This is a genomic window from Deinococcus ficus (assembly GCF_003444775.1).
Classification (GTDB): Bacteria; Deinococcota; Deinococci; order Deinococcales; family Deinococcaceae; genus Deinococcus; species Deinococcus ficus.
Genome location: NZ_CP021083.1, coordinates 193992 through 219849 on the forward strand (window position 1 = coordinate 193992; position 25858 = coordinate 219849).

General features: G+C 71.8%; 24 protein-coding genes. 4 read left to right on the forward strand and 20 right to left on the reverse strand.

From position 1 onward, the window contains the following. Positions 1-578: 578 nt before the first annotated feature. Entirely contained in the window at positions 579-776 is a 198-nt protein-coding gene (locus tag DFI_RS17325) for a hypothetical protein (protein WP_081425731.1), read from the forward strand. Here the strand turns inward: DFI_RS17325 and DFI_RS20350 are convergent. After that, a complete protein-coding gene (locus tag DFI_RS20350) occupies positions 730-3657 on the reverse strand; it encodes a hypothetical protein (RefSeq protein WP_027462173.1) in 2928 nt (975 codons plus the stop codon). The two genes, DFI_RS17325 and DFI_RS20350, sit on opposite strands and share 47 nt — an antisense overlap. Before the next feature lie 109 nt (positions 3658-3766). On the opposite strand from DFI_RS20350, the gene DFI_RS17335 reads away from it, so the two are divergent. Further along, the gene (locus tag DFI_RS17335) at positions 3767-4351 is read left to right on the forward strand and encodes a GNAT family N-acetyltransferase (RefSeq protein WP_051307501.1); all 585 of its coding nucleotides are present in this window, start codon (positions 3767-3769) and stop codon (positions 4349-4351) included. A gap of 55 nt (positions 4352-4406) precedes the next feature. Here DFI_RS17335 and DFI_RS17340 read toward each other — a convergent pair whose 3' ends face one another. From DFI_RS17340 to DFI_RS17415, 16 genes are all read right to left on the reverse strand, one after another. Further along, complete coding sequence (locus DFI_RS17340) at positions 4407-5372, reverse strand: branched-chain amino acid ABC transporter permease (RefSeq protein WP_027462175.1); 966 nt, start codon at positions 5370-5372, stop codon at positions 4407-4409. Beyond that, entirely contained in the window at positions 5369-6259 is an 891-nt protein-coding gene (locus DFI_RS17345) for a branched-chain amino acid ABC transporter permease (protein WP_022802997.1), read from the reverse strand. The genes DFI_RS17340 and DFI_RS17345 overlap by 4 nt, the downstream gene beginning before the upstream one ends. Positions 6260-6302: 43 nt before the next feature. Beyond that, positions 6303-7526 carry an ABC transporter substrate-binding protein gene (locus tag DFI_RS17350; RefSeq protein WP_027462176.1) on the reverse strand — a complete coding sequence of 408 codons (1224 nt, stop codon included), beginning with the start codon at positions 7524-7526 and terminating at the stop codon, positions 6303-6305. Between the two features lie 47 nt (positions 7527-7573). Beyond that, positions 7574-8317, reverse strand: coding sequence for an ABC transporter ATP-binding protein (locus tag DFI_RS17355; protein WP_043777221.1), 744 nt, complete (start codon positions 8315-8317; stop codon positions 7574-7576). Continuing rightward, on the reverse strand, positions 8314-9072 hold the full coding sequence (locus DFI_RS17360; protein ID WP_027462177.1) for an ABC transporter ATP-binding protein: 759 nt from the start codon (positions 9070-9072) through the stop codon (positions 8314-8316). Before DFI_RS17360 ends, DFI_RS17355 begins: the two co-directional genes overlap by 4 nt. A 199-nt stretch (positions 9073-9271) precedes the next feature. After that, positions 9272-9997, reverse strand: coding sequence for an alpha/beta fold hydrolase (locus tag DFI_RS17365; RefSeq protein WP_027462178.1), 726 nt, complete (start codon positions 9995-9997; stop codon positions 9272-9274). Then, on the reverse strand, positions 9990-11090 hold the full coding sequence (locus tag DFI_RS17370) for an alpha/beta fold hydrolase (RefSeq protein ID WP_051307502.1): 1101 nt from the start codon (positions 11088-11090) through the stop codon (positions 9990-9992). Before DFI_RS17370 ends, DFI_RS17365 begins: the two co-directional genes overlap by 8 nt. A gap of 25 nt (positions 11091-11115) precedes the next feature. Then, positions 11116-12495, reverse strand: coding sequence for an MDR family MFS transporter (locus tag DFI_RS17375; protein ID WP_027462179.1), 1380 nt, complete (start codon positions 12493-12495; stop codon positions 11116-11118). A gap of 164 nt (positions 12496-12659) precedes the next feature. Beyond that, positions 12660-13961, reverse strand: a complete 1302-nt coding sequence (locus tag DFI_RS17380; protein ID WP_027462180.1) for an NAD(P)/FAD-dependent oxidoreductase — start codon at positions 13959-13961, stop codon at positions 12660-12662. A gap of 34 nt (positions 13962-13995) precedes the next feature. Beyond that, positions 13996-14640 (reverse strand): YoaK family protein, encoded by a 645-nt coding sequence (locus DFI_RS17385; RefSeq protein WP_051307503.1) that lies wholly within the window; start codon positions 14638-14640, stop codon positions 13996-13998. A gap of 44 nt (positions 14641-14684) precedes the next feature. Beyond that, entirely contained in the window at positions 14685-15545 is an 861-nt protein-coding gene (locus DFI_RS17390; protein ID WP_027462181.1) for a cysteine hydrolase family protein, read from the reverse strand. A gap of 137 nt (positions 15546-15682) precedes the next feature. Continuing rightward, a complete protein-coding gene (locus DFI_RS17395; RefSeq protein ID WP_043777310.1) occupies positions 15683-15976 on the reverse strand; it encodes a hypothetical protein in 294 nt (97 codons plus the stop codon). Beyond that, on the reverse strand, positions 15973-16731 hold the full coding sequence (locus tag DFI_RS17400) for a sulfite exporter TauE/SafE family protein (protein ID WP_027462183.1): 759 nt from the start codon (positions 16729-16731) through the stop codon (positions 15973-15975). Before DFI_RS17400 ends, DFI_RS17395 begins: the two co-directional genes overlap by 4 nt. Next, complete coding sequence (locus DFI_RS17405; protein ID WP_051307579.1) at positions 16731-18269, reverse strand: gamma-glutamyltransferase family protein; 1539 nt, start codon at positions 18267-18269, stop codon at positions 16731-16733. The genes DFI_RS17400 and DFI_RS17405 overlap by 1 nt, the downstream gene beginning before the upstream one ends. A 162-nt stretch (positions 18270-18431) precedes the next feature. Beyond that, positions 18432-20096, reverse strand: coding sequence for an FAD-binding dehydrogenase (locus DFI_RS17410; RefSeq protein WP_027462185.1), 1665 nt, complete (start codon positions 20094-20096; stop codon positions 18432-18434). A 48-nt stretch (positions 20097-20144) separates the two neighbouring features. Next, the gene (locus tag DFI_RS17415; RefSeq protein ID WP_027462186.1) at positions 20145-20837 is read right to left on the reverse strand and encodes an HAD family hydrolase; all 693 of its coding nucleotides are present in this window, start codon (positions 20835-20837) and stop codon (positions 20145-20147) included. Positions 20838-20969: 132 nt separating this feature from the next. Between DFI_RS17415 and DFI_RS17420 the strand changes: the two genes are divergently transcribed. Beyond that, positions 20970-21965 (forward strand): acetamidase/formamidase family protein, encoded by a 996-nt coding sequence (locus DFI_RS17420; protein WP_027462187.1) that lies wholly within the window; start codon positions 20970-20972, stop codon positions 21963-21965. Between the two features lie 17 nt (positions 21966-21982). Beyond that, entirely contained in the window at positions 21983-23092 is a 1110-nt protein-coding gene (locus tag DFI_RS17425; protein ID WP_027462188.1) for a M42 family metallopeptidase, read from the forward strand. A 59-nt stretch (positions 23093-23151) separates the two neighbouring features. Here DFI_RS17425 and hpaI read toward each other — a convergent pair whose 3' ends face one another. From hpaI to DFI_RS17440, 3 genes are read right to left on the reverse strand one after another with little or no spacing between them, the layout of a single operon-like run. Next, positions 23152-23964: a 4-hydroxy-2-oxoheptanedioate aldolase gene (gene hpaI, locus DFI_RS17430; protein ID WP_027462189.1), complete on the reverse strand. Its 813-nt coding sequence runs from the start codon at positions 23962-23964 to the stop codon at positions 23152-23154. Next, positions 23957-24790, reverse strand: coding sequence for a 2-oxo-hept-4-ene-1,7-dioate hydratase (gene hpaH, locus DFI_RS17435; protein ID WP_027462190.1), 834 nt, complete (start codon positions 24788-24790; stop codon positions 23957-23959). The genes hpaI and hpaH overlap by 8 nt, the downstream gene beginning before the upstream one ends. After that, the gene (locus DFI_RS17440) at positions 24787-25842 is read right to left on the reverse strand and encodes a sulfite oxidase (RefSeq protein ID WP_051307505.1); all 1056 of its coding nucleotides are present in this window, start codon (positions 25840-25842) and stop codon (positions 24787-24789) included. Before DFI_RS17440 ends, hpaH begins: the two co-directional genes overlap by 4 nt. Positions 25843-25858 lie beyond the last annotated feature (16 nt).

The following is a 25858-nucleotide window of genomic DNA, read 5'->3' on the forward strand; positions in this document are numbered from 1 at the left end:
CTGCAGAGCGTGTTTCCACGCATGCTCCACCAATGGGCGGATTGGAGGACTGGACTACGCCGGAAAGCTCGTGGAAGACATCAAGGTGCCACAGGAGGCACCTCCAGGCGTGGTTGAGGTGCCCAAAGGGTTTGTGGTGCTGATGCGTCTCTGGGTTGTGGAGCGGACCTTCACATGACGTGGGAAATCGCGGAGAATGGCCAGAGCTGACTCCTCATTAAAACGGGTAACAGTCAGCAGAAAGTCGATCCCCTTACGGTGTTTCTGCGATGAAAACACCGGTACAGACAAACTTATCCATGACCTGAGCGGCGAGACAGAACGTGCCCAATCTCGGGATTTCACCGGTGACGGCCAAGGGCATATGATGGCCAGGTGGGGCCCCTTAGTCGAATGGCTTGAAACGCATCATGGCTTGTATGTCCTCTCGACGCCCGTGATCTTCAAGTAAATCAGAGTGGCTTCCTCAAAAGGGCACGAGACCCGGAAAGAGCCTGGTGGCATGGGCGCCGCCGAACACATCCCGGTACGCGATGGCCTGCTCATCCAATAAACCGTGGCCAAAATCGGACTAGGGCATGGAGGTGACCACTGTGGACGGCGTCAAACTGAGCTTCCCTGGCGGATTCGCGATGGTCCGTCCTTCCGGCACCGAGCCGGTCGTGCGCCTGTACGTGGAAGCGTCCACGGAACAGGACGTTCGCGGTCTGTTGGACACGCTGCGTGCGCTTACTCTCCGGCACGCGGCGGGTCCGCGATCGGCCCACCAGGGCTGACCTGCAGGCGGGCGGTCAGGGCCGCCCCGGGATCAGATTCCGTACCGTCTTCCCCTTCTCCGGGTCCGGGTCGTGGGGCCCGCACAGCGAGCAGCAGCAGGGCCAGCCCGGTTACCAGTACGGCCAGGCCACTGGCTGCCCGTGAGTTGGCGTACAGGGCGGCGTCCAGTACCGCGGCCTTCCCACCGGCCACGGCGCCGATCCCCACGCCCATGTCCCAGAGTGGGCGGGCACCGCCGCGCCCGACGCCGCCCCAACGCCACGCGCCGAGGGCGACGAGCACGCCGGTGGCCAGGGCTCCGAGGCTGCCCAGGGTCGCGAGCGGCCCGTCCAACTGGCGCGAGAGAGCAGAGGGCAGCCAGACCCACAGGGTCAGCGAAGCGAGGGCCAGTCCGGTGGCGATCAATGGTGCCCGGAGAATCCGGGCGGGCATCGGAGGCAGGGTGGCCCGCGCGAAAGTCCGGGTCCAGCGCACCCACAGGGAACGGCCCGTGGGAGTGTGCAGGAGGGCCCAGATGCCCAGACCACTCCACGCGGCGAGCGGGAGCCAGCGGAGTAAGACGGTATCCGCTCGCACCTGTTGACCTTCATGGGTGGGCCACAGGTGATTCAACACGAGGTCGACAGTCTCGGCGGTAACCAGCAGGGCGGCCGTCACGAGGGCGAGACCGGACAGCAGGGGGCCGCGGCGCAGCCCGACCAGGTGGCTGACCGCCGCCATTCCGGCCAGGGCAAGGGCGGCAGCGGACCCGGCACTGGCTCCGGCCAGGAAGCTGGCCGCCGCCAGCAGGGCCGTGGTCGCGCCCCAGGCGGCGTGCTGCGAGGTGGGGGCCAGAAGAGGCAGGGGGGACGCCGTGGTGCCCGCCGGGTCTGTCACCGTGACCGGGGCGGGGGATGGATCGGCGCGGGAGGCGAGCAGGGCCAGGACGCTGCCGACCAAAGCAGCCCAGAGCAGGGCCCAACTGGTGAAGTCGCCCGGCCACGCGCCCGTCGCGCTGGGGATGGCGGTAGAGAGGGCCCCAACCGTTGCCGTGACCTGAAGGCCGGCACGCAGGGGCACGAAAGGACTGCCGGGGTTGACTCCACCTTTGCTCGCGCGTGACGTGATCCACAGCAGCGCACCAGGAATCAGGGCCGCCGCCGCGGCTTCCAGGGGCCCGGAGAGGCTCATCAGCGCCGCAGCAACCCCAGTCACGACGGACAGCACACCCGCTTCGGAACGCCATCCGGCGAGGCTGATCCGCAGGGCCAGCAACCAGCTGCCGGCGAGCGCCGCAGCCGTCAGCCACGCCAGGGTACGGGTCGGCGCCCCATCCTCCGCCGCGGCCACTGCGGCGAGCAGGCTCAGGCCGGTCAGGCCCACGCCGAGCCGGACCCAGGTGCGGCTGCGGGCGGCCAGGCCCACCCCGGCGAGGGCGGCGCCGAGCCCGGCGAAGGCAAGCGGACGGGTCCGGGCACCGAGCAACCCGGTGAGGGCCGCGCCGACCAGGGAGGTCGTCCCGGCGGTCGCGGCACCCGCCAGGGTGCCGGTCAGGGCGGCACTCGCGGGGCGGCCGGCGGTGGCCTCCCGTCGCTGGGCCCGCCAGGCCAGGGCGGCGAGCAGGGCCGTGACCGCGGCGAGGGTCAGCGTGGCGGCCAGCGACTGGGGGAGCCCTTCGTAGACGCCGGCGCCGAGTGCAGCGGTGGCGCTGACCGCGGGCGCAGCGGCGCACAGAGCGGCGGCGGTGCCGAGTTCCCGATACGCGGGGCGCTCACCGGCCTCCTCCCGGCCGGGGAGGCGTGGGGCACTGCGCAGCAGGAACGCGGCGGTGCCGAGGGCCAGGACGCTGCCGGCCGCCCAGGTCCAGGGCCCCCAACCGCCGAGGTGCAGGTCGCGGATGAGCGTCCCCGGGCCTTCGGCGTGGCTGAGCGCAGCGAGCACGTGCCCGGCGGGGAGAGCGGAGGCGGCCAGGACGGTCAGGACCAGACTCGCCTCCCTCGCCAGGCCGGCCGATTCGCCATCGCCTTGCGCACGCTCAGCCGGCAGCAGGGCGATGAGGGGCGGTACCGCCAGGGCAGGGATGAGTCCGGCCAGACCCATCGCCAGCGGTGACCAGGGGCCCAGGTCGTCGGTGAGCATCCAGGTGGACACGGCCGCCCCGGCGGTGGCCATCGCCGCGAGCAGAGGTTCGCCCGCCTGCACGCTGCGCCACGCCATCACCGCGGACAACGCTAGGAGGCCCGCCATCACGACGGCCGGGCCGGCGTCCCCGAGTGGCCCGGCGAGCCCGCCCAGGCCCAGGGCGGCCGCGGCGTACGCGAGGCCCCGCAGCGCACCGGCCACCGGTTGAGGGACGCTGCGTGCAGTCAGCCACAGCAGCGCGGCGAAGCCGTACACGGCCGCCAGGGTCGTCCAGCCCGGCAGGCCCAGGGCGCGCAGCGTCCAGGCCAGGCCGGCGATCACGAGACCGCCGCCGATGACGCTCATGCGCGCGCGGCTGTACTCCGGCGCGCCGAGGTCGATGTCCGGCAACCAGGAGCGTGAGCGGACCGGCCGGGGCTCCGCGTCTGAAGTCTCCGGGGCGGCCAGCGGGCCTGTCACCTCGACGACGGACTGAGGCGGCGTCACGCGTGCCGACGGGGTCGTCGCTGGCAGATCCTCCGGCCAGACAGGCCGGGGACGTTCGGCCACGGGGGGAAGGTGAGGGTCCTGAGGTGGGTCCGTGGGTCCAGTCGGCAGCGTGTCCACAACCGCGTCGGGTGGCGTCACGGAACTGGGCGGTGCCGGCTGGAGGGCCGACAGGTGCCGCAGGGCCTCGTCGAGTTTGCGCTCCAGACGGGCCGAGCGCTGCAGCACGATCACCAGCAGGACGCCCAGCAGCAGATCGAACAGCAGCGGCATGCCGGCAGGATAGTGGAGCCGCGTCCCCCGCGCCGGCCCACCTGACCACCACGCCTCAGGTCGGTCACAGTCCCTGCAGCTTCCCCGGGCTGGGGTAGCATCCGGGGCAATGCCGAACCCGCGCAGTCAGGAAGCCCCGGAAGGGAGCCCGCCGGTCATTCACACGGCCCGCCTCGAGCTCCTTCCGGCGACACCCGAGCTCCTGGAGGCCCTGCTGGCCCGTGACCTGGCACGCGCGGAGGCGCTCTCGGGGGCGCTCATTCCGCCCGCGTGGGTGGAGCAAGCCGCCGGCTACCTGCACCTACGGCTGGGGGAGCTGCAGGCCGACCCGGCCCGGCAACGCTGGCTGGACCGCCTGATCGTCCTGCGGGATGAGGGGCGTCCGCTGGTGGGGCACGTGGGGTTTCACGGTCCGCCGGACGACCGGGGTGTGCTGGAGGTCGGGTACCGCGTGCTGGAAGCCCACCGGGGCCAGGGCGTCGCAAGTGAGGCGGTGAAGGGCCTGCTCGACTGGGCGTTCCGGGAGGCCGGGGTGACCACCTTCCGCGCATCGATCGCGCCAGGGAACGGCCCGTCACGGCGTCTGGCGGCCCGGCTCGGGTTCCGGCAGGTGGGCCGCCAGGTGGACGAGGAGGACGGCGAGGAACTGGTGTTCGAGGTGCACTGGCCCCTGGAGGCCACCGAGAAGAGATGAATGGGCGAGGCGCGCAGGACTGATCAGTCCTGCGCGCCTTACCTTGTGCCGAACGCTACTTTCGTCTGCCCCAGTGCTGAATGGTGCCGACGACGCCGCGGCGGAAGAACAGGACGACGAGGACGAACACGAGGCCGGTGACGATGCCGACCGGGAGGTTGGCAGTGGTGAGGATGTCGCGCAGAAGCAGGACCAGGCCGGCGCCGACCACCGGACCGAACAGGGTGGTGGTGCCGCCGAGGAGGGTCATCATGACGACCTCGCCGCTCGTCTTCCAGTTGACGACTTCCAGGCTGACGACGCCGTGCCCGAAGGTGTAGAGCGCCCCGGCGAGCCCGGCGAGGCCGGCGCTGATCAGGAAGGCGGTGAACTTGAAGCGGGCGGGGTCGTAGCCGACGCTCTGGGCGCGCTGTTCGTTGTCGCGCACGGCCTGCAGGGCCTGCCCGAAGGGGCTGCGCACCGCGCGGTACGCGATGAGGAACCCGGCGGTGAAGATCGCGAGGGTGAAGTAGTAGCGGGTGGTGCTGTCACTGAAGTCCAGGCCGAGGAAGCTGGGCCGGGCGAAGCCCTGGAGGCCGTTCTCGCCGCCGGTGATGGCGGTCCACTGCAGGGCGAGGAAGGACAGCATCTGCGCGAAGGCGAGGGTGATCATGGAGAAGTAGATGCCGACGCTGCGCACGCTGAGGTACGCGATGGGCACGGCCAGGACGAGCGCGGTGAGGGTGCCGCCGAGGAGGGCGACGGGCACGCTCTGGCCGTGGGAGAGGAGGTAGGCGGTGGCGTAGGCGCTGCTGCCCCAGAAGGCGGCGTGCCCGAAGGACAGCAGGCCGCTGAAGCCGAACAGCAGGTCGAACGCGACGGCGAACAGGCCCCAGGCGAGGATGTCGAGCGCGAGAACCGGGTAGATCAGCTTCGGGAGGATGAGCAGCAGCAGGGCCAGGCCGATCAGCCACGCGGCGCGGGCGCGGCGGCCGGGATCGGCGACGCGCGTGGCGGGGGGGGCGGGCGTCACGGCGCTCACCGGGCCCCCTCGGGCAGGCCGAACAGGCCGCTGGGCCGCACGAGCAGGACGAGCGCCATCAGGATGAACACCAGGGTGTTCGCGATGGGCGGGTAGAAGGCCGAGCCGATGGCGGCGAGCACGCCGACCGCGAAGCCGGTGACGACGCTGCCGAGGATGCTGCCCATGCCGCCGATGACGACCACGGCGAAGGTGGTGATGATCAGTTCGGCGCCCATGTAGGGTTCGACCGAGTAGATCGGGGCGGCGAGCACACCAGCCAGTCCGGCGAGGCCCACGCCGACGCCGAAGACGCCGGTGACCCATTTGCTGACGTCGATCCCGAAGGCGCGGGTGACGCCGGGGTTCTCGGTGCTGGCGCGGATGATGGCGCCCACGCGGGTCTTCTCGATCACGAACCAGGTGACCAGGCAGATCACCAGGGCCAGCGCGATCACGAACAGGCGGTACTTGGGGAACACCACGAAGCCGAGGTTCACGACGCCGCTGAGCATCTCGGGCGGGGTGTAGGGGGCGCTGGAGACCGCGAAGCGGCTGAGCATGACCTGTTTGACGAGGTCCTGGGTGAGCAGCGTCAGGCCGAAGGTGAGCAGCAGGTTGTAGCTGGGTTCCAGGCCGTACAGCCGGGAGAGCAGGCCCCGTTCGAGGAGCATGCCGAGCAGGGCGACGATCAGGGGCGCGAGGATCAGCGAGGGCCAGAAGCCCAGGCCGAAGACCTGGCCGAGGGCGAAGGCGGTGAAGGCGCCGAGCATGTACAGCGCGCCGTGCGCGAAGTTCACGATGCGCAGCATCCCGAAGATCACGGCGAGCCCCAGGGACAGCAGGGCGTAGAAGGCGCCGTTCACGAGGCCGTTGAACACCTGGATGAGCAGGAATTGCGCGTTCATGGCGTGCCGCTCACCTCACGGCCAGGGTTCGAAGGGAGGGGGCTTACATCTTGCACTTGTTCTCGCTCAGGGGCATGAAGGCGCGGGCGGCGGGAATGGTGCTGACGCGGGTGAAGTAGTCGCCGTTCACCTTGGCCTGGGCTTTGGGTTTGACCTGCACGGTGTACACGTCGAGGATCACGCGGTGGTCCTGGGGGCGGATGGTGGCGTTGCGGGCGAAGAAGTCGCTGAACTTGTGGCCTTCGAGCGCCTTGACGACGGCGTCCCCGTCGTCACTCTTGGCGCGGGCGACGGCCTGCAGGTAGGTCATGGTGGCGCTGTACACGCCGGCCTGCGCCCAGGTGGGTTTCTTGCCGAAGGCCTTCTCGAACTGCTGCGCCCAGGCCTGGCTGCGCGCGTCGAGGTTCCAGAACCACGGGAGGGTGGCGAGCGCGCCGGCGAAGGCGTCCTGGCCGAGGGCGGCGACGTCCGTTTCGAACAGCAGGCCGATGCCGAGGCCGATGCCCTGCTTGCGCAGGCCGAACTCGTTGTACTGCTTGACGACGTTCACGAGGTCGTTGCCGGCCTGCATGGTGCCGAAGACCTTGGGTTTGATGCCCTGGGCCTTGAGCAGGTAGGTGGAAAAGTCGGTGTTCGGGAACGGCGTGGCGTCACTGGGAGCGGCGAGCTTCCCGCCGTTCTCCTTGATGGCGGCGACCATCTGGTTGTTCAGGTCCTGCCCGAACGCGTAGTTGGGGTAGATCACGTACCAGCTGCTGCCGCCTTTTTTCGTCACGGCGGTGCCGGTGCCGTTGGCGAGCATGTAGTTGTCGTACGCGTAGTGGAAGGTGTACTTGTTGCACTTCTCGTTGGTCAGGGCGGTGGTGCCGCCGGTGACGACCATCACGGGGATCTTCTTGGTCTTGGCGACCTCGCTGGCGGCCAGGGCGGCGCTGCTGGTGGGGAGGTCCATCAGGACGTCCACGTTCTGCCGGTCGATCATCTCGGCGGCCTTGTTGCTGGCGACGTCGGCCTTGTTCTGGTGGTCCACGCCGATGACCTGCACCTTGCCGGCGTACGCCTTGTTGGCGCGCATGAAGTCGTCGGCGGCCATCTGGGCGGCTTTCACGCTGCCCTGCCCGGCGAGTTCGGAGTACACGCCGGACAGGTCGGTGAGGACGCCGACCTTGATGACGTTGTCGGTGAGTTTGGCGCTCTGCGCGAGGGCGCCGGTGAGGGTGGCGAGGGCGGCGGTGGCGAGCAGAGTGGTGATCGTGGTTTTGCGCATGGGGGTTCCTCCTGGAACGTGGGGAGCGGGGGGCCGGGGAGACGGAGTTACACGCTGAGGTAGCGGAGCAGGTCGGCGTCACGGGCGTCGACGTCCTCACGGCGGACCTCGTCGACGATCTCGCCGTCCACGAAGACGTAGTGCCGGTCGGCGAGGCGGGTGGCGAACTTCAGGTTCTGTTCCACGAGCAGCACCGCGAGGCCCTCGCGGCGCAGGTCTTCGATGATCCGGCCGATGTGCTGCACGATCACCGGCGCGAGGCCCTCGCTGGGTTCGTCCAGCAGCAGGAGTTTCGGGGCGCTGCGCAGCACGCGCACGATGGCGAGCATCTGCTGCTCCCCGCCGGAGAGCTTGCTGCCGGGGTGATGACCGCGTTCCCGCAGAACCGGGAAGGCTTCGTAGGCGCGTTCACTGGTCCAGCCGCCGGGCCGGGTGGGGGGCAGTTCGAGGTTCTCGCGGACGGTGAGGCTGCTCAGGATCGCGCGTTCCTCCGGCACCCAGGCCAGGCCGCGCGCGGCGACGCGGTTGCTGGGCAGCCGGGTGACGTCCTGCCCGGCGAAGGTGACCGTGCCGGTCCGCTGGCGGTGCACGCCCATGATGGATTTGAGGGTGGTGGTCTTCCCGGCGCCGTTGCGGCCGATCAGGCTGACCACCTCGCCGGGGTTCACGTGCAGGTTGATGCCGTGCAGCACGTGGCTCTGGCCGTAGTAGGCATTCAGGTCCCGCACGGAAAGCAGCGGCGTCTGCGCCGGGATGACGGCCGGAGCGGGGGCGACGTGAGGAACGGTCATCCGTGGGCCTCCTCGCCGAGGTACGCCTCGATCACGCGGGGGTCCTGACGCACGTCGTCGTACCGGCCGCTGGCGATCACGGAGCCGTACTGCAGCACGCTGATCCGGTCGGCGAGTTCCGAGACGACGCTCATGTTGTGTTCGACCAGCACGACCGTGCGGCCCCGCGCGACCTGACGGACCAGGGCGATCACCCGGGCGATCCCCTCGGACCCCATGCCGGACGTCGGTTCGTCGAGCAGCAGCACCCGGGGGTCCTGAGTCAGGGAGATGCCGATCTCCAGCTGGCGTTTCTCGCCGTGCGAGAGGTCGGCCGCGAGCCGGCCGGGCGCGGCGCCCAGGCCCACGTCCGCGAGGATCTCGTCGGCCCGCGCGCCCAGCGTCTCCAGGCGCGAGAGCGGCGTCCAGAACTGCCCGGGCAGCGCCGTGGGGCTTTGCAGCGCCACGAGAACGTTCTCGCGCACGGTCAGGGTGGGGAACACGCTGCTGATCTGAAAGGACCGCGACAGGCCGCGGCGCACGATGCGGTGCGGGGGCAGCGTGTCGATGCGCTCCCCGAACAGCCGGACTTCCCCGCTGGTGGGTTTCAGGAAGCCGGAGAGCAGGTTGAAGAGCGTGGTCTTCCCCGCCCCGTTCGGGCCGATGATGGCGTGAATCTCACCTTCATAGATGGGCAGGGTGACGTCGTTGGTGGCGCGGAAGCCTCGGAAGTCCTTGACGAGGTTGCGGGCTTCCAGCGCGACGGGCGCCGTCACGGGCGGCGGGGCGGGCGTGCCGCTGGCGTCCGGGGTGCCCCAGAAGGTCACAGGGGAACCCCGGCAGGGTCGGGTGGGCTGGGCTGCGGTGAGCGGCGGGCGGGCATGTCTCCTCCGGTGGGTGAGGGGCGGGCGTGGGTTGTGGGGTGAGCGGCAGTATGCGCGAAAAGCCGGGGCGCTGACCAGCCCCCGAACGGCCTCACGGCAGGGAGTCCAGGAAGGTGGCGAGCGCCGCGCGGAACACGTCCGGCTGCTCCTGCGGAAAGCCGTGCCCCACGCCGGGATGCACGGTGGCCGGCACGCCCAACGCCTGCGCCTGCGCGCGGACCATGTCCGGGGTGATCAGGGCGTCGAGCTCCCCGCCCATCACGAGCACCGGCAGCCCCGAGAGGCGGGCCGGGTCCACGCTCCAGGTGCTCAGCGCGCGGGCGTTCCCGGAGTAGTGCGCGGCGGCCATGCGCCCGCCGTCCTCGACGTAGGTCCCGAAGTCCTCCGGGCGCCCCGACGGGAACAGCGCGCCCAGGCTCATCTCCAGCAGGGCCGGGGTGCCGCGCAGCATTTCCAGGACCGGGTAGTTCTCCTCCGGGGTGACCAGCCCGGTCAGGGGCGCGCTCGCCGCGAGCACCAGCGCCCGGTACCGGCCCGGGTCGCGGGCGGCGAGGTCCAGGACCACCGCGCCGCCCAGCGAGTGCCCCAGGAGGACCGGCCGGTCCAGGTTCCGCTCTGCAATCCACGCCCCGAGCCAGTCGGCGTACGCGGAAATGCTGACGTCCCCGTCATGGGGCGTGCCGGCGAAGCCCGGCAGGTCCGGGGCGAGCACCTGCCAGCCGGCGGGCGGGCGGGCCACGAGGTCCCGCCACCACGCGGCGGACGCGAAGTTGCCGTGCACGGCGACGAGGGTGCGGGTCGAAATGGCGTCAGGCATGCGGGGACACTCCTCGGAGATCGGTCTGGGTGGGCAGCTGGAGGGACTGGTCATGCAGCAGGGCCTGCAGGTGCGGGGCGAACAGGCGGGTGTCGAGCAGACAGCCCATGTGCCCGTGCACCGAGTCGAGTTCCACGTGGGTGTGGTGCACGCCCGCCTGCGCGGTGGCACGCGCGAAGGTGCGCATCTCCGCGGCGGGGAAGAACTGGTCCCCGCGGAAGTTCACGGTCAGCAGGCGCGTGCCGACCTCCACCCAGCGCCGGAACAGCTCGGCCGGCGGCGCGACCAGGTCCAGGTCGTGGCCCTGCACCATGCGCCCGAGGTCGAGGACGTGCTCCAGGCTGGACTGCCCCAGGCGCGTGCGCAGGTAGGTACTGAAGTTCGCGTCGGTGAACAGCGCCTGAATGCCGTCCGCGCCGAACCCGAAGTACGAGATCAACCGCAGCGCGCCCTCCAGGCCGCCGGCCGGGGCGATGTCCCGCAGCATCGGCCCGAACAGGTCCTTCAGGACCGGGCCGGCCCGGGGACTGACCGCCACGGCCGCCACGCGCGGCGCGAGTTCCGGCGTGCGGGCCGCCCAGTGCAGGGCCTGCATGCCGCCCATGCTGGGGCCGATCACGGCGTGCCAGCGCTCCACGCCGAGGTCCTGCATCAGGTCCAGCTGCAGGGCGTGCAGGTCCCCGAGGTCCCAGGCGGGAAAGCGCGCGCCCCACGGCTGCCCGTCCGGGTGCAGGCTGGCGGGGCCGGTGGTCACCACGCCCGGGTCACGGGCCTGCACGTTCGCGAGCGAGTTCAGACACACCACGAAGAACTTCTCCGTGTCCACCGCCCGGCCCGGCCCGATCAACGGGGCCCACCACGCGGGCGTGCCGTCGGGGTTGCGGCCGGCGGCGCGCATGGTGCCGGTGTAGTAGTGGCAAACGAGCACGGCGTTGTCCCGCGCGGCGTTCAGCTCTCCCCAGGTCAGGCCGCCCAGCCGGACGGGCACGCGCACGCCCTGCAGGGTCACCTCGCGTTCCAGGGTGATGGCCCGCCCCACGCCGTCCGGCCGCTCCGGCGGGCGCGTGCCGGCGCTCAAGTCCTCTTGTCGCATTGCCGCCCAGCGTAGGCGGCGGGTGTTACGCCCCGGTCACACCCGCGCCTGCTCGTGGGCGCAGCGTCAGGGTCACGGCGAGCGCCACGGTCACCAGGCCGAGCGCCAGGAAGTACGCTCGGCGCAGGCCCTCGGCGAGCTCCGTGCCGCCGGCGTGAATGGCCGCCGCGCCGATCAGCAGGGCCATCACGGCCACGCCCAGCGCCCCGCCCATCTGGCGGGCGAACATCACACCGCTGGTGACGGCGCCCAGTTCGCCCGGCCGGGCGGCCTGCTGCGCGGAGAGCAGCAGGCTCAGCATGGAAAAGCCCATGCCCATACCCACCACGAAGCCGAGCACGCTGGTGATCCACAGCGGGGCGTGCACGGTGAAGGTCAGCAGCAGGAACACGGCCACCAGCACCGCGAAGCCCATCTGCGCGAGCCGGGAGAGCGGCACGCGTTTCATCAGCCGGGCCGACAGGATGCTGGTCAGGGTCCAGCCGACCAGCATGGGCGTCAGGATCGCGCCGGCTGAGGTGGCCCCGCCGCCGGAGATGCCCTGCGCGTACAGCGGCAGGTAAGCGATCACGCCGAAGTACGCCGCGCCGCCCAGGAAATTCCCGGCGAACGCCACGGCCGGCACCCGCTCGCGCAGGGCCTGCATGGGCAGCAGCGGACTGGGGTGCCGGGCCTCCAGGAAGACGGCCGCGGCCAGGACCGCCAGGCCCAGGGCGACCAGCGGCCAGATCTTCAGTTCCAGGCCCCAGATGGTCAAACCGCTGCCCACCGTGAACAGCGCCGCCCCCAGCCAGTCGAGCTGCGCGGGGCGCCGCTCGCCGGTCTCCCGCAGGTAACGCAGCACCATCACGAACGCCGCCACGCCGAACGGCAGGGACACGTAGAAGGTCCAGCGCCAGGACAGCGTGTCGGTCAGGAAGCCGCCCAGCAGCGGCCCGGCCAGGCCCGAGATGCCCCACACGCCGCTGATGAAGGCCTGCACCTTCGCCCGCTCCTGCAGTTCGTACAGTTCGCCCACGATGGTCAGGCTGATGGTGAGGAGCGCCCCGGCGCCCAGGCCCTGCAGGGCGCGCGCGCCGATCAGGCCGCCCATGCTCTGCGCCGCGCCGCACAGCGCCGACCCGATCAGGAACAGGGCCATGCCAGTCAGGTAGAGCTTCTTGCGGCCCGCGATGTCCGAGCCCCTCCCCCATAGCGGGCTGGTGACGGTCGCGCTGAGCATGTACACCGCGAACGGCAGGGCGTACAGATCCGAGCCGCGCAGGTCGGCGATCACGCTGGGCATGGCAGTGGACACCACGCTGGACTCCAGGGCGTTCAGGAACACGCCCAGGATCAGGCCCACCGTGGCGAGCTGGCGCAGGCGGGCATGTTCAGGACTCAGGGCGGCGGGGGCAGTGGTCATCAGGCAGGACTCCAGGGGCGTGCAGGAAGCGGGGCAGGGGGCAAACCCGCGCATCATCCCAGACCCGCGCGCGCAGAACGTGACCCCGGACAGACCGGAGCGCAAGCCCTAAGGGCCGATGAAGCCCTGCGCCAGGATCAGCCTGCTAGACGGGGTGCGCTGCCCTACGCCCCGCGCGGGCGGCTGAGGGTCTCCAGGTCGCCGAGCAGGGCGGCCGCGGCCTTCTCCCCGCTTTCCAGTGCGCCCTGAATGCCGCTCAGGGAGGTCGCCTCGGAGGCGAGCACCACGCCCGGCAACGCCGTGGCGTGCCCGGGCAGGGTGTCGCGGTACCCGGGCGGCTGCGGGTACTGGGTGTGCGGGATGCGTTCGATGTGCAGGGGCCGCAGGGCGCTTGCCTCGGCGCCCCACCAGGCCGTGAGCTCCCGCCGCACCTCGCTGATCAGGCCCTCGTCTGGCAGGTCCGGCACGCCCCACACCGACACGATCAGCAGCGCCTGCCCCTCGGGCACGCGGTTCGGGAAGACGGCACTCGTCCACAGCACTTGGTTGATCAGCCCGTCTGTCCGGGCGTTCAGCTGCAACCGGGGCTGGCGGTCCGCGCCGCCCGGCCCGGCCGAGGCCGGCACCGTGAAATGCAGGTACGTGCTGCCCAGACTGCCGCGCCGCACCGGGCGCCGCTCCCCGGCCGGTTCGCCCAGCAGCTCCGCGGCCGTGTTCGGGTCGGTCGCCAGGACCACTTGGTCAGCCTGGATGTCCCCGGCGGTGGTGCGCAGGCGGACGCCGCTCCCGCCTGTGTCCAGGCCCAGGACGCGCGTGCCGGTCCGGACCGTCAGGTCCCGGGCGAGCTGTTCGGGAATGCGGCCCATGCCCGCGCGGGGAATTGCCACCTGGCCGGTCAGGAGCATCCGGAAGTAGTACCGGAACAGCGCCGAGCAGGTGTGCAGTGCCCGGTCCAGAACCAGCCCCCCGAAAAACGGCGTGAAGAAGTGCAGGATGGCGCGCTCGCTGAAGCCCAGGTCGGTGAGATAAGCGCGGGTGGCGACGGACGGCCCGTTCAGCAGTGTCTCCGGGCGGTGCGCGAGCAGTTCGGCCGCCAGTCGGGCGGCCAGCACCCGGTCCCCGACGCTGAGGATGTCGGCACTCAGGTCATCCCACCATGCCCCCGGGTCACGGCGCGGGTCACCCAGGGTAGGCGCCTGCCCTGGCCCGAGGTGCAGCACGGCGGACGGCAGCAGCGGCACGAGGTCCAGCGCGCCGTAATCGAGTTGCCGGCGTGCGGCGGGGTAGTCGGTGAACATGCCGATGAACCCGGCGTCCATCGTGAAGCCCTGCACCTCGCGGGTCCAGACCCGCCCGCCCAGGTGCGTGCCCGCTTCCAGCACCTCGACCTGCTGCCCGGCGCGCTGCAGGGTGCGCGCGGCGCACAGGCCGGCTAGACCGGCCCCGACGGCGACTGTTCGGCTCATGCCCCACCCTAGCAGCGGGGCAAGCGGCTGAACTTCAGCGGTCGTTGGCCAACAGCTCTCCCCGCAGGGTCACCGCGGCCAGGACCAGGAGCAGAAGGACAGGCACCGCGACCGCCCGGACGGACCAGTGAAGGACCGTCAGGCCACCCAGCGCGGCGCCGAGGAAGAAGCTGAGCCACAGGCCGCCGTAGAGCCGCAGTTTCCTGCGGTCACCAGGACCCCCCTGCCCGGCCAGGAACCCTGCGAGGGTCTCCGCGAAGGACGACAGGGACCCCGTGATGTAGGTGAGACCCACAGACGTGCGGCCCACGCTGCGGAGCATGGCGTTCATCACGCCCATCGGGAAGACGAGGAGCGAGGTGGCCACCGGCCCCTGTTTCCACTCGGTCTCCGGTGAGGCGTGCGCGAGCAGGCCGAACAGGCTGAGAAACACGGCCGTCAACAGAAAGGCCAGCGGCCTCGCCCGGCGCCCTGCCTGACCCAGCAGCAGGGTGCCGCACACCGCGCCCAGCACGTACAGCGGCACCGGCAGGCCGGCGTGCAGGGCCCTGGTCCACCCGCCCTGCCCGAGGGACAACCCGGCGGTCGTGGTGTTCCCGCTCATGAACGAGACGAACAGGCCACCCAGCAGCGTGGCGCCCACCGCGTCCACGAACCCGGCCACACCTGCCAGCGTCATCGCCAGGGAAGCGGGGCCTGCCGCGCTTCCCTTGGCCCCCGGGGTCACTTCCCGGGTCGCTGCTCCGGTGACGCGGCGCTCTGTTCACCCGCGGCCTCCGGCCCGCTGAAGGGCGTGGCGGCGGCGAGCTGTTCGGTCGTCAGGGAGAATCCCCAGCAGTTGCGGGCGTTGAACACCACCGCCTGCTGGCAGTAGTCCGGGCTGGAGGTCGCGCAGGCGTCCTCGATCAGGACCGTGTTGTAATCCCGGAAGTACGCCTCCTCCATGGTGGAGGTGACGCACTGGTCGATGTTCACGCCGGCGAACAGCAGCGTCTCGATGCCCTGCGTGCGCAGCACCTGCTCCAGGTGCGTGCCGACAAAGCCGTTCATGCGCACCTTCTCCACGCAGACGTCCTCCGGGCGCATCAGGGGCAGCAGTTCGTCCGCCATGCGCGCGCCCCAGGACCCTTCGGTCAGCACCGGGCCGCGCTCGAGCATCTCCCCGATGCCTTTCTGGCTGGGTTTGTGCTTGAAGGAGTACAGGGTGGGCGCGCCGAGGTTGCGCAGGTCCGGGCGGTTGTGCCAGTACACCCAGATCACCCACATCTGCCGCTGCCGCGCGACTTCCAGCGCGCGGATCACGCCCGGCAGGGCCGCGCGGCACTTGCGGTAGTCCAGGCCCGAAGCGTCCGTCCAGCCGCCCGGGGACAAAAAATCGTTCTGCATATCGACGATCACCAACGCCTGCTGCGCCGGGTGGTCCACGAACGGCATCAGCTGCGCGTCGAAGCGCAGCAGCCCGCCGGTGGTGTCCTGCGGCGCGAGGTGGACGTAATCGTCGTACAGGTGCCAGCGGTCCACGCCGGCCGCCAGCTGGACGGCGCCGTTTTCGGTGCGGCTGTAGATCTCACGGTGCTTGTTCATGGGGTCTCCTGGAAAGGCGGGATCGGGGTTCAATCTGTTGTATCCCACCCCCCGGCCGGGCCCGCGCCGCGTTCAGGCTCACTCAAGGGTTCTTGAGAATCGCCTGCATTCCCCGTTGCAGCCGAGTCCGCTCCCGGTCAGGAGCCGGCGAGCCCGGCCAGCCAGCCCTTCACCACGTACACCAGGCCCAGCCCCAGCAGGGCGGTCAGGGCGGCGAGGCTCACGCGGCGATCGCGGCGCCAGTTGCGGACGATCACCACCAGCGCGGCCAGCGCCGGGAGCAGCATCATGAACCACAGGCCCAGGCCCGCCCAGGCGGGCACCAGCAGGCTCAGTGCCAGGACGGGCAGCGCGACCCAGAACGCCCCGGGGTAGAGTCCATCCGGCAGGACGTGCGCCTGGGACTGCGCCCGCTCATCCGGGCCGGTCACGCGGTCCCCCAGTACTTCCACAGCAGCTGCCCGGCGGTGAACACCAGCAGCAGCGAGAAGAAGAACTTGAGTTCCCGGTCCGGGATGCGTTTCTGCAGTCCCGCGCCCAGGCGCGCGCCGACGAGCACGCCCAGGGCGATGGCGCAGGCCAGCTGCGGGTCGAGCATCCCGGCGGCCTGCTGGATCAGGGCGTTCGCCACGGCGGTCAGGCCCATGATGAAGGTGCTCGTGGCGATCGCCTGGCGGATGGGCACGCCGCCCAGCAGGTTCATGACCGGCACCTGCACCGTCCCGCCGCCGATGCCGAGCAGGCCGCTCATGACGCCGGCGAAGGTCATGCCGGGCCGCAGCCACGCGCTTTCGGGCCGCTGGGTTTCCGCGCGCTTCATGGCGCGCAGCAGGTTGAAGGCCGAGTACAGCAGCAGCGCCGCGAACACCGTGGCGACCGTCCGGGCCGGCAGGATCAGCACCAGCACGCTGCCGACCGTGCCTCCCAGGATGGTGTAGGGACTGAGCAGGTACCCGGTGCGGGCCTGCACGAGGCCCTGTTTCAGGTACGCGGCCGCGCCGGACAGGCCGACCGCCAGTACGCTGAACTGGCTGACCGCGATGGCCTGCTGCAGCGTGATCGGGTGCCCCAGGCGCGGCAGCGCGAACTCCAGCGTGGGCACCACGACCACGCCCCCGCCCAGGCCCAGAATGGCGCCGAGAATGCCGGCGAGCACGCCGATCAGGAGGGTGGCGGCCACGACCATCAGTACGCCGCCACGAGGCCGTCGGCGCGGGTTTCGGTGCCGCCGGCCAGCACGCCCGTCTCGGGGTCCCGCCAGATGATCTGCCCGCGGCCGAACGCGCCGGGGTTGAGTTCCACGTGCAGGTCGTGCCCACGGGCCTGCAGGGCGCGGGCCACGCCGGCACCCAGGGCGTGCTCGACCTCCACGCGCTTCCCGCCGGTCCACTGCCAGCGGGGCGTGTCCAGCGCCTGCTGCGGGTTCAGGCCGTAGCGCAGGGTGTTCAGGATGACCTGCAGGTGCCCCTGCGGCTGCATGAAGCCGCCCATCACACCGAACGGGCCGACCGGCACGCCGTCCGCGCGGGTCAGGAAGCCGGGGATGATGGTGTGGTAGGGCCGCTTGCCGGGCGCCAGGACGTTGGGGTGCGCGGGGTCCAGGCTGAAGTTGTGCCCGCGGTTGTGCAGGCCGATGCCGGTGCCGGGCACGACCACGCCGCTGCCGAAACCCATGTAGTTACTCTGGATCAGGCTGACCATCACGCCGTCCCCGTCCGCCGCGGCGAGGTACACGGTGCCGTGCCCGTTCGGATCGCCGGCCTCCGGGGTCAGGGCCTCCGGGCCGATCAATGCGCGCCGGGCCGCCAGGTACGGCTCGCTGAGCAGGGCCTCGACCGGCACGTGCACGTGCCGCGGGTCGGCCACGTAGCGGTGCGCGTCGATGAACGCCAGCTTCATCGCCTCGATCTGCAGGTGCAGCCCGGCGGGGTCCTCGCGCCAGTCCGGGAGGTCCATGCCCTCCAGGAGGCCCAGGGCGATCAGCGCGGCGATGCCCTGTCCGTTCGGCGGGATCTCCCACACGTCGTGGTCGCGGTAGCGCACGCGGATGGGCGTCACCCAGTCGCTCTGGTGCGCGCCCAGGTCCGAGGCGCGCAGCAGGCCGCCGGTCGCCTGGGCATGCGCGTCGATGGCGCGGGCGAGGTCCCCGTCGTAGAAGGCCTCGGCGTTCGTCGCGGCGATGCGTTCCAGGGTGCGGGCGTGCGCCTCGGACCGCCACAGTTCACCGGACTGCGCCGTGAAGCCCTGGGGCGCGAAAGTGCGGGTCCACTCGTCGAACACCGCGTCCGTCCGGGCCCGGTGCGCGCGGATGCCGCGCTGCCAGTTCTCCGCCAGCACCGGGGAGAGCGGGTACCCGTGCCGGGCGTAGTGAATGGCGGGCGCGAGCACCTCCGTGAACGGCAAGCGCCCGAAGCGGCCGTGCAGGTCCGCCCAGCCGCGCGGCGCGCCGGGCACCGTCACCGGCAGCCAGCCGTGGGACGGCATCACGCCGCCCTCCAGGGCGTCCGGGCCCAGCAGCGCGGGCGCGCAGCCCGAGGCGTTCAGGGCGTGCAGGGCGCCGTCCGCCCACACGAGCGCGAACAGGTCCCCGCCGATGCCGTTGCTGGTGGGCTCCAGCACGGTCAGCGCGGCGGCGGTCGCCACGGCGGCGTCCACGGCGTTCCCGCCGGACCGCAGGACGTGCAGCCCCACCTGCGCCGCGAGTGGCTGGCTGGTCGCCACCATGCCCTGCCGGGCATACACGGGCAGCCGCACGGACGGCGACGGGGAAACAGGAGTCAGGCCCGCCGGCGGCGCCGCGAGCCAGGGAAACTGGGGAGTCACCCGCCCATCATGGCACCCGCCCGCCTGGGCAACCTCCTGCCGCGGGCACCGGATTGGGGGGGGTTACAGCGCGGCCGCGATGGCCCGGCCCGCCACTCGCCCGCTGAACAGGCAGCCGCCCAGGAATGTACCTTCCAGCGCGCGGTAGCCGTGGTAGCCGCCACCGCCGAAACCGGCAACCTCCCCGGCGGCGTACAGGCCGGAGAACACTTCTCCTCCAGGGCGCAGCACGCGGCCCTGCAGGTCCGTTTCCAGGCCGCCCAGGGATTTGCGGGTCAGCACGGTCAGCCGCACGGCGATCAGTGGCCCGCCGGCCGGGTCGAGGAGCGGCGCAGGTTTGGCCACTCGGATCAGTTTCTCGCTGAGGATCGCGCGGGCGCCGCGGACCACCGCCAGCTGCGGGTCCTTGCCGGCGGCGTTGCGAACCTGCAGGTCGCGGTCCCGGACCTCGCCCGCCACGACGTCGTAGTCCACCAGGGGTTCGCCGGTCAAGTCGTTCATGCCCTGCACCAGGTCGCGCAGGGTGCCCCGCACCACGAAGTCCTCCCCTCGGTCCATGAAGGCCTGCACGGGCGCGGTGGGGTTCTTGCCCACGCGTTTCAGGGTGAGGGCCAGGTCCCGGCCGGTCAGGTCCGGGTTCTGCTCCGACCCGCTCAGGGCGAATTCCTTCTTGATGATCGCGCGGTTGAGCAGGAACCAGGTGTGCGGGTAGCCGTGCGTGGTGACGTGCCGCAGCGTGTCGTACGTGCTCGCGCCGGGAATGTGCGGGAACGGCAGGCGCCGCCCGGTGGGGTCCAGCCACAGGCTGCTCGGCCCGGGCAGGACGCGGATGGCGTGCCGGGGCCAGACGGGATCCCAGTTGCGCAGGCCCTCGGTGTAGTGCCACATGCGGTCCGGGTTGATCAGGTGAGCGCCCTGCGCGGCCGCCTGCTGCTGCATCAGGCCGTCCACATGCTGAGGCACGCCGGACAGCAGCGTGGCCGGCACCGGCCCGAGCCGGTCGGCGGGCCAGTACTGCCGCACGAGGTCGTGGTTGCCGCCGATTCCGCCGGAGGTCAGCAGGACCGCCCCGGCGCCGTACTCGAAGTCGCCCTGCACGACCCGGGAACTCGGTGCGCCGCGCGCCGCGCCGCTGGGCTCCAGCACCTCGCCGTGCACGCCCTGGACCATGCCGCCTGTGACCACTAGGCCCCGCACCCGGTGCCGGAAGCGGAAGGTGATCCGCCCCGCCTGCGCGTGCGCGCGCACCCGGCGTTCGAAGGGTTCGAGCACGCCCGGCCCGGTGCCCCAGGTCACGTGAAAGCGCGGCACGCTGTTCCCCGGCGCGCCCGCACCCGCCCCGCCGCGCTCCGCCCAGCCCACCGCCGGGAACCAGCGCATGCCCTGGGCGTGCAGCCACGCGCGTTTTTCACCGGCAGCGAACTCCAGGTACGCCTGCGCCCACTGCCGCGGCCAGTGGTCTTCGGGGCGGTCGAACGCGGCGCTGACCTCCCAGTCGCGCTGCGCGAGGTCCAGCGAATCCCGGATGCCCAGACGGCGCTGCTCGGGGCTATCCACGAAGAACAGGCCCCCAAAGGACCAGTGCGCCTGCCCGCCCAGGTTCTGCTCCCCTTCCTGATCGAGCAACATGACCTGCTTCCCGGCGTCCGCCAGTTCTGCCGCCGCGACCAGCCCGGCCAGACCGGCGCCCACGACGATCACATCCGCATTCCGTTCGACCCTCTGCATGCGCGTTCCTCCAATTGGTGTGCCGCACAGGATACGGGGCCGGGCGGGTCAGTCCTCGTCGCCTTCGGTGGCTGGGTCGCGGCGCAGCAGTTCCGGCGGAACGATCGTCAGGTCGCACAGCTCCAGGAAGCCCACGTCGCTGGGGAACGTGCCCACGCCGAGCGTCAGGTCCGGCTGCTCGTCGAGCCTGGAGAGGACGAAGTTCACGGCGCTGTCCGGCGTGAGTTCCTTGGGCAACAGGGTCAGGGTCTCCCCGGTGCGCAGGACGCGCAGGTCCGTCTGGAAGGGCCCGCCGTCCAGCCATTCGCGCCAGCCGCGCTCGGCCTCGTCCAGGGCCAGTGGCAGGCCGTGGGGGTGCGTCACCCGGACGAGGAGGGGCAGGCCGTTGCGACGCACGACTTCCACGTCGACGCCCAGCTGTCCAAGTTGCGTCAGGTGCGTGGCGGCCTGCGCGGCCAGGGTCATCGCCTGCTCCTGTGCCGCCTGCGTTTCGAGGGTCAGGCGCCGCCACGCGGGGTCCTCCAGGCCGTCCGGGGTGAGCACCACGGCGCCGTGGAGCAGCACCTGCCAGGACGTGAACACGGCCGGCACGGCCAGGAGGCCCTCCTCGTCCAGGCCGGTCACGGGAATCAGCTCGGCCTCCCGGAGGAGCGCGGAGAGGCCGGAGGCGACCCGCGCGAACTCGTCCGGGGCGTCCGGGTGAAGCAGGGTGTGCTCGGGGTTCACGAAGGCGAGGATCATGCCGGCATGGTACCGGGCAGGGCGCTCGGCGTCCGTGGCGCAGGCGCTGTCGGGGCGCGCCGCGTGGCACAATCCCGGCGTGCCCCACAACCTCGTGTTCCCTGCCCTGCGCCGCCCTGCCGGGAGGCGCGCTTGACCGCCCACCGCCTGCCCGCGTCCGATCTGCACACCGTGTGGGACGCCACCCTGCCTCCGGCCCTGCGGGTGGGGAGCGGGGACGTCGTGGAGTTCGTCACCGTGGACGCCTCGGGCGGCGGGGTGGCCCGGCAGGTCGCGGCGGGCACGCTGGCCTGCCCGGAGGCGCTGCGAGCTGAGGTGCTCGCCTCCGCCTGCCCGGCCATGACACCCACCGGCGGCGTGGCCGGGCACCCGCTCACCGGGCCGGTGTTCATCGAGGACGCCCGGCCCGGCGACACGCTGGAAGTCGAACTGCTGGACGTCCGCACCGCCGCCTGGGGCTGGAACGCCTGCCGGCCCGGCGGGATCGGCCTGCTGGACGACCGGGTGCCCGGGCAGTACACGCACTTCTGGGACCTGCGGGACGGCGCCTTCACGGACTTCCTGGATGTGGCCCGGGTGCCGCTCGCGCCGTTCCCGGGCGTGATCGGGGTGGCGCCGGGCGCGCCGGGCCCGCACCGGACCGCGCCGCCCCGGCAGGTGGGCGGGAACCTGGACGTGCGGCAGCTGACCGCCGGGGCCCGGCTGTTCTTGCCGGTGGAGGTGCCGGGCGCCCTGCTCAGCGTGGGGGACGTGCACGCCGCGCAGGGCGATGGTGAGGTGTGCAGTACCGGCATCGAGACGGACGGCGTGGTCACCGCGCGGGTCCACCTGCACCGGGCCGGCACGGGGCGCCGCCTTCGCACGCCGGAACTGCAGGCCACGCCGGAACCCACCGGGCTGTGGAGAAAGGGAGCGTACGTGACGACCGGAAACGAGCCCACCCTGCTGGACGCGGCGCGCACCGCGCTGGGCGCCCTGCTGGAGCACCTGGAGCACGAGTACGGCCTGTCCTTCGTCCAGGCGTACGTGCTCGCGAGCGCCTGCGTGGACCTGCGCATCAGTCAGCTGGTGGACGCGCCGCACTTCACGGTGAGCGCACACCTGCCGCTGAGCATCTTCAACCGATGAGCTCCCAGGAGATTCCCATGACACAGTCCAGCCGTGAACCCCTCTCCCTGATTCTCGAGCACCTGCGGGCCCTGGTGGCCGCCACCGGCCCCAGCGGCAGCGAGGAGGACGTGGTACGCCGGATCGTGCAGGCCGCCCGGCCGCACGCCGACAGCGTGCGGGTGGACGCCCTGGGGAACGTCATTGCTGTGCGCCGCGCCGCCGTGGAGGGCGCCCGCACCTGCCTGATCAGCGCGCACATGGACGAGGTCGGGTTCCGCGTGCTGAAGATCGAGCCGGGCGGGTTCCTGCGCCTGGAGAAGGTCGGTGGGCTGGACGACCGCATCCTGCCCGCGCAGCGCCTGTGGGTCCGCACTGCCGCAGGTCGCCTGGGCGGCGTGATCGGCACGAAAAGCGCGCACCTGCTGACCGACGCGGACCGCGTGGGCTTCCCTGCCGCGCGGGACGTGTACGTGGACATTGGCGCGCGGGACGCCGCGCAGGCCCGGGCCATGGGCGTGGAGGTCGGCGACCCCGCCGGGTTCGTGGGCGAACTCACGGAACTGGGGCAGGGCAGCGGGCGGTTCACGGCGCATGCCGTGGACGACCGGGCTGGCTGCGCGGTCCTGCTCGCGCTGCTGGAGGCCGGGCTGCCCGACGTGAATCTGGTGGCGGTGTTCTCGGTGCAGGAGGAGATCGGCCTGCGCGGCGCGACCGCCGTGGCCCGCGCCACGCACGCCGACCTGGGCCCGGTGGACGTGGTGCTGGCGCTGGACATGACGGCCGCCGACGACACGCCGGACACCGGCAGCGGACACCTGCGCCTGGGCGCGGGCCCGGCGGTGAAGGTCATGGACGCCTCCACGGTCACGCACCCGGCGGTGCGGCGCGGGCTGCTCGCCGCCGCCGGCCGACGCGGCCTTCCGGTGCAGCACGAGCTGCTGCGCGGCATCGGCACGGACGCCGGCGCGCTGCAGTACCTGGGCGGCGGCGTGCCCACCGGGGCGGTGTCGGTCGCCAACCGCTACACGCACAGCGCCGTGGAGGTCGTGGACGCCGCGGACCTCCAGGGTGCCTATGCCCTGCTGCGCGGCTTCCTGGAGGACCTGCCCGGTCTGGACCTGCGCTTTGTGGCCGTGGACGACTGAAGAGAACTCAGTGAAGCGGCGGGCCGGGATTCCCCGTGCCCGCCGCTCCTTGTGATAGGTCAGTACCCGCCGGTTTTCGGGTCATTGGGCGCGCTCTCCCCTGCCCCGAATCGGGCGGCGAGGTTCCCCGTCGCGTTCATGAGCAGGCCCACGTCCGTCCCGACGGCCACGAAGGTGTACCCGCCGTCCAGGAACTGCCGGGCGTGCGCCTCGTTGGTGGTGAGGATCCCGGCGGCCTTGCCGTGCGCGCGGATGCGCCGCGCGGCGTCCAGGCAGGCGGCGAGCACGTCCGGATGGGCGGCCTGCCCGAGCAGGCCCATGCTGGCCGCCAGGTCGGACGGGCCGATGAACACGCCGTCCACGCCGTCCACCGCGGCGATCTCGTCGAGTTGGGCCAGGGCGCTCACGGACTCCACCTGCACCAGCAGTGACACGCTGTCGTTCGCGTGCGTCAGGTAGTCGGCGGTGCGGCCGTAGCGGCTGACGCGGGCCAGTCCGGCGCCCACGCCGCGCACGCCGTGAGGCGGGTAACGGGTCGCGGCGACCAGGTCGCGGGCCTGCGCGGCGGTTTCCACCATGGGAATCAGCAGGCTCTGCGCGCCGATGTCCAGCAGCTGCTTGATGATCACCGGGTCGCCCACCGGGGGCCGGATCACGGCGTGCGGGGGGTACGGCGCGACCGCCTGCAGCTGCGCGTACAGGCTGCGCACGTCGTTCGGGGCGTGCTCGCCGTCCAGGAGCAGCCAGTCGAAGCCGGCGCCGGCGCACACCTCGGCGCTGACGGGGTTGGCGAGCGCCACCCACAGGCCGATTTGCGGCTGGCCCTGGGCGAGCGCGGCCTTGAAGGCGTTCGGGCTGCCGGGTTCAGGCACCGCGGGCCTCCCCGGTGAAGCGGCAGGAGAAGGTGCCCAGCGGGCCGTAGTCGAAGGTAAACACGTCGCCGGAAGAGATGTCCACCGGTCGGGTGAAGGACCCGGCCAGGACCAGTTCCCCGGCGCGGAGGTGCTCGCCGTGCGGGGCAAGGCGGTTGGCGAGCCAGGCGATGCCGGTGGCGGGGTGGCCGAGCACGCCGGCGGCCACGCCAGTCTCCTCGATCACGCCGTTGCGGATGCACAGCGCGGCCGCCCAGCGCAGGTCGAGGTCGTCGGGTTTCACGGCGCGCCCGCCGACGATCACGCCGGCGTTCGCGGCGTTGTCGCTGATGGTGTCGAACACCCGGCGGGGTTTGCCGGTCACGCTGCTGACCCGCTGGATGCGCGCGTCGATGATCTCGGCCGCCGGGGTGACGTACTCGGTGGCGCGCAGCACGTCGAACAGCGTGACGTGCGGGCCGCGCAGGTCGGCCCTCAGCAGGAACGCGAGTTCCACCTCGACCTTCGGTGCCACGAACCGGGAGAGGTCGATGTCGCCGTTCGGTTCGAAGAACATGTCGTCGAGCAGCGCGCCGTAGTCGGGTTCGGTGATCTGCGAGGCCATCTGCATGGCGCGGCTGGTCAGGCCGATCTTGTGGCCCAGCACGCGCCGGCCGGAGCGGACCTTGAGGTCCACCCAGGCGCGCTGCGCGGCGTACGCGTCCGCGAAGGTCATGCCGGGGAAACGTTCGGAGAAGGGAAGGATGGGCCGCCCGGTGCGTTCGGCCTCCTCGAGTTCGGCGGCCAGGGCGGCGAGCTGTTCGTCGGGAATGACGCGCGTGGTCATGAAGCTCCTTCTTGGACGTGAACGGGCACGGGCAGCACGTGATGCACGACGTACGTGCCGTTCCTGGGGTCGTGCGCGGCGGGCTGGGTGTGCCCGGCGCTGTCGGTGGCGCGGCTCAGCAGGGTAACCGGCCCGGGCTGGCGGGGCGTCCAGCTCAGCGTCCAGCGGCGCCACACGCCGGGCTCGGCCGGGTCGAGGAACGCCGCGGCCTGCCAGGACTGCCCGCCGTCGGTGCTGACGTCCACCTGGGTGACGGTGCCCTCCCCGGTCCAGGCGGCGCCCGTGATCTCGCAGGGCTGCCCGGCCGGCACCTGGGCGTGCGGGGCGGGGTGGGCGATCTGCGACTTGACCTGCATGGCCGAGAGCGGCACCCGTTCGGGCGGCAGGTCCGCGCGGGTCTCCCAGCGGGCGTAGTCCACGGTCTGGAAGTACCCCTGGTACGGGGTAGAGGTGACGTGCAGGCCGGTCAGCCACTTCACGGCCGCCATGCCGTACCAGCCGGGCACCACCGCCCGCAGCGGGGCGCCGTGCGCGGGCGTGAGGGGCCGGCCGTTCATGGCGTAGGCGAGCAGCACGTCGCCCAGCGCCTTGTCCAGCGGGAGGCTGCGCGCGTAGGGCGCCTCGCCGGGCGAGCGGACAGGTTCGGTCATCACGCCGCGGTCCGCGCCGGTCAGGACGACCTCCAGCGCGCCCAGGCGGACCCCGGCCAGCTCCAGCACGGCGCGCAGGGGCACGCCCGTCCAGTCGGCCGTGCCGACCGCGCCGAGGGCCCACTGCACGCCGCTCACCTTCGGGGACAGGTACACCCGGCCGTTCCCGGCGCACTCCATGGTCACGGTGCGCGTCTCGGCGCCCAGCGCCTGCACCTCCGCCAGGCCCAGCGTCAGGGGGCGCTCCACCTCGCCGGTCACGCGCAGGGTGAAGTCCGCGTCCAGGGCCGGCACCGGGAAGTGGCTGCGCACGTAATGCCCGCCGGGCGGGGAGCGCCGCTCCGTGAGCGGGCCGAACGGCGCTTCCAGGTTGTCCGGGTCGCTCTGACGGGTGATCAGCATGGGGGGCAGCATAGGG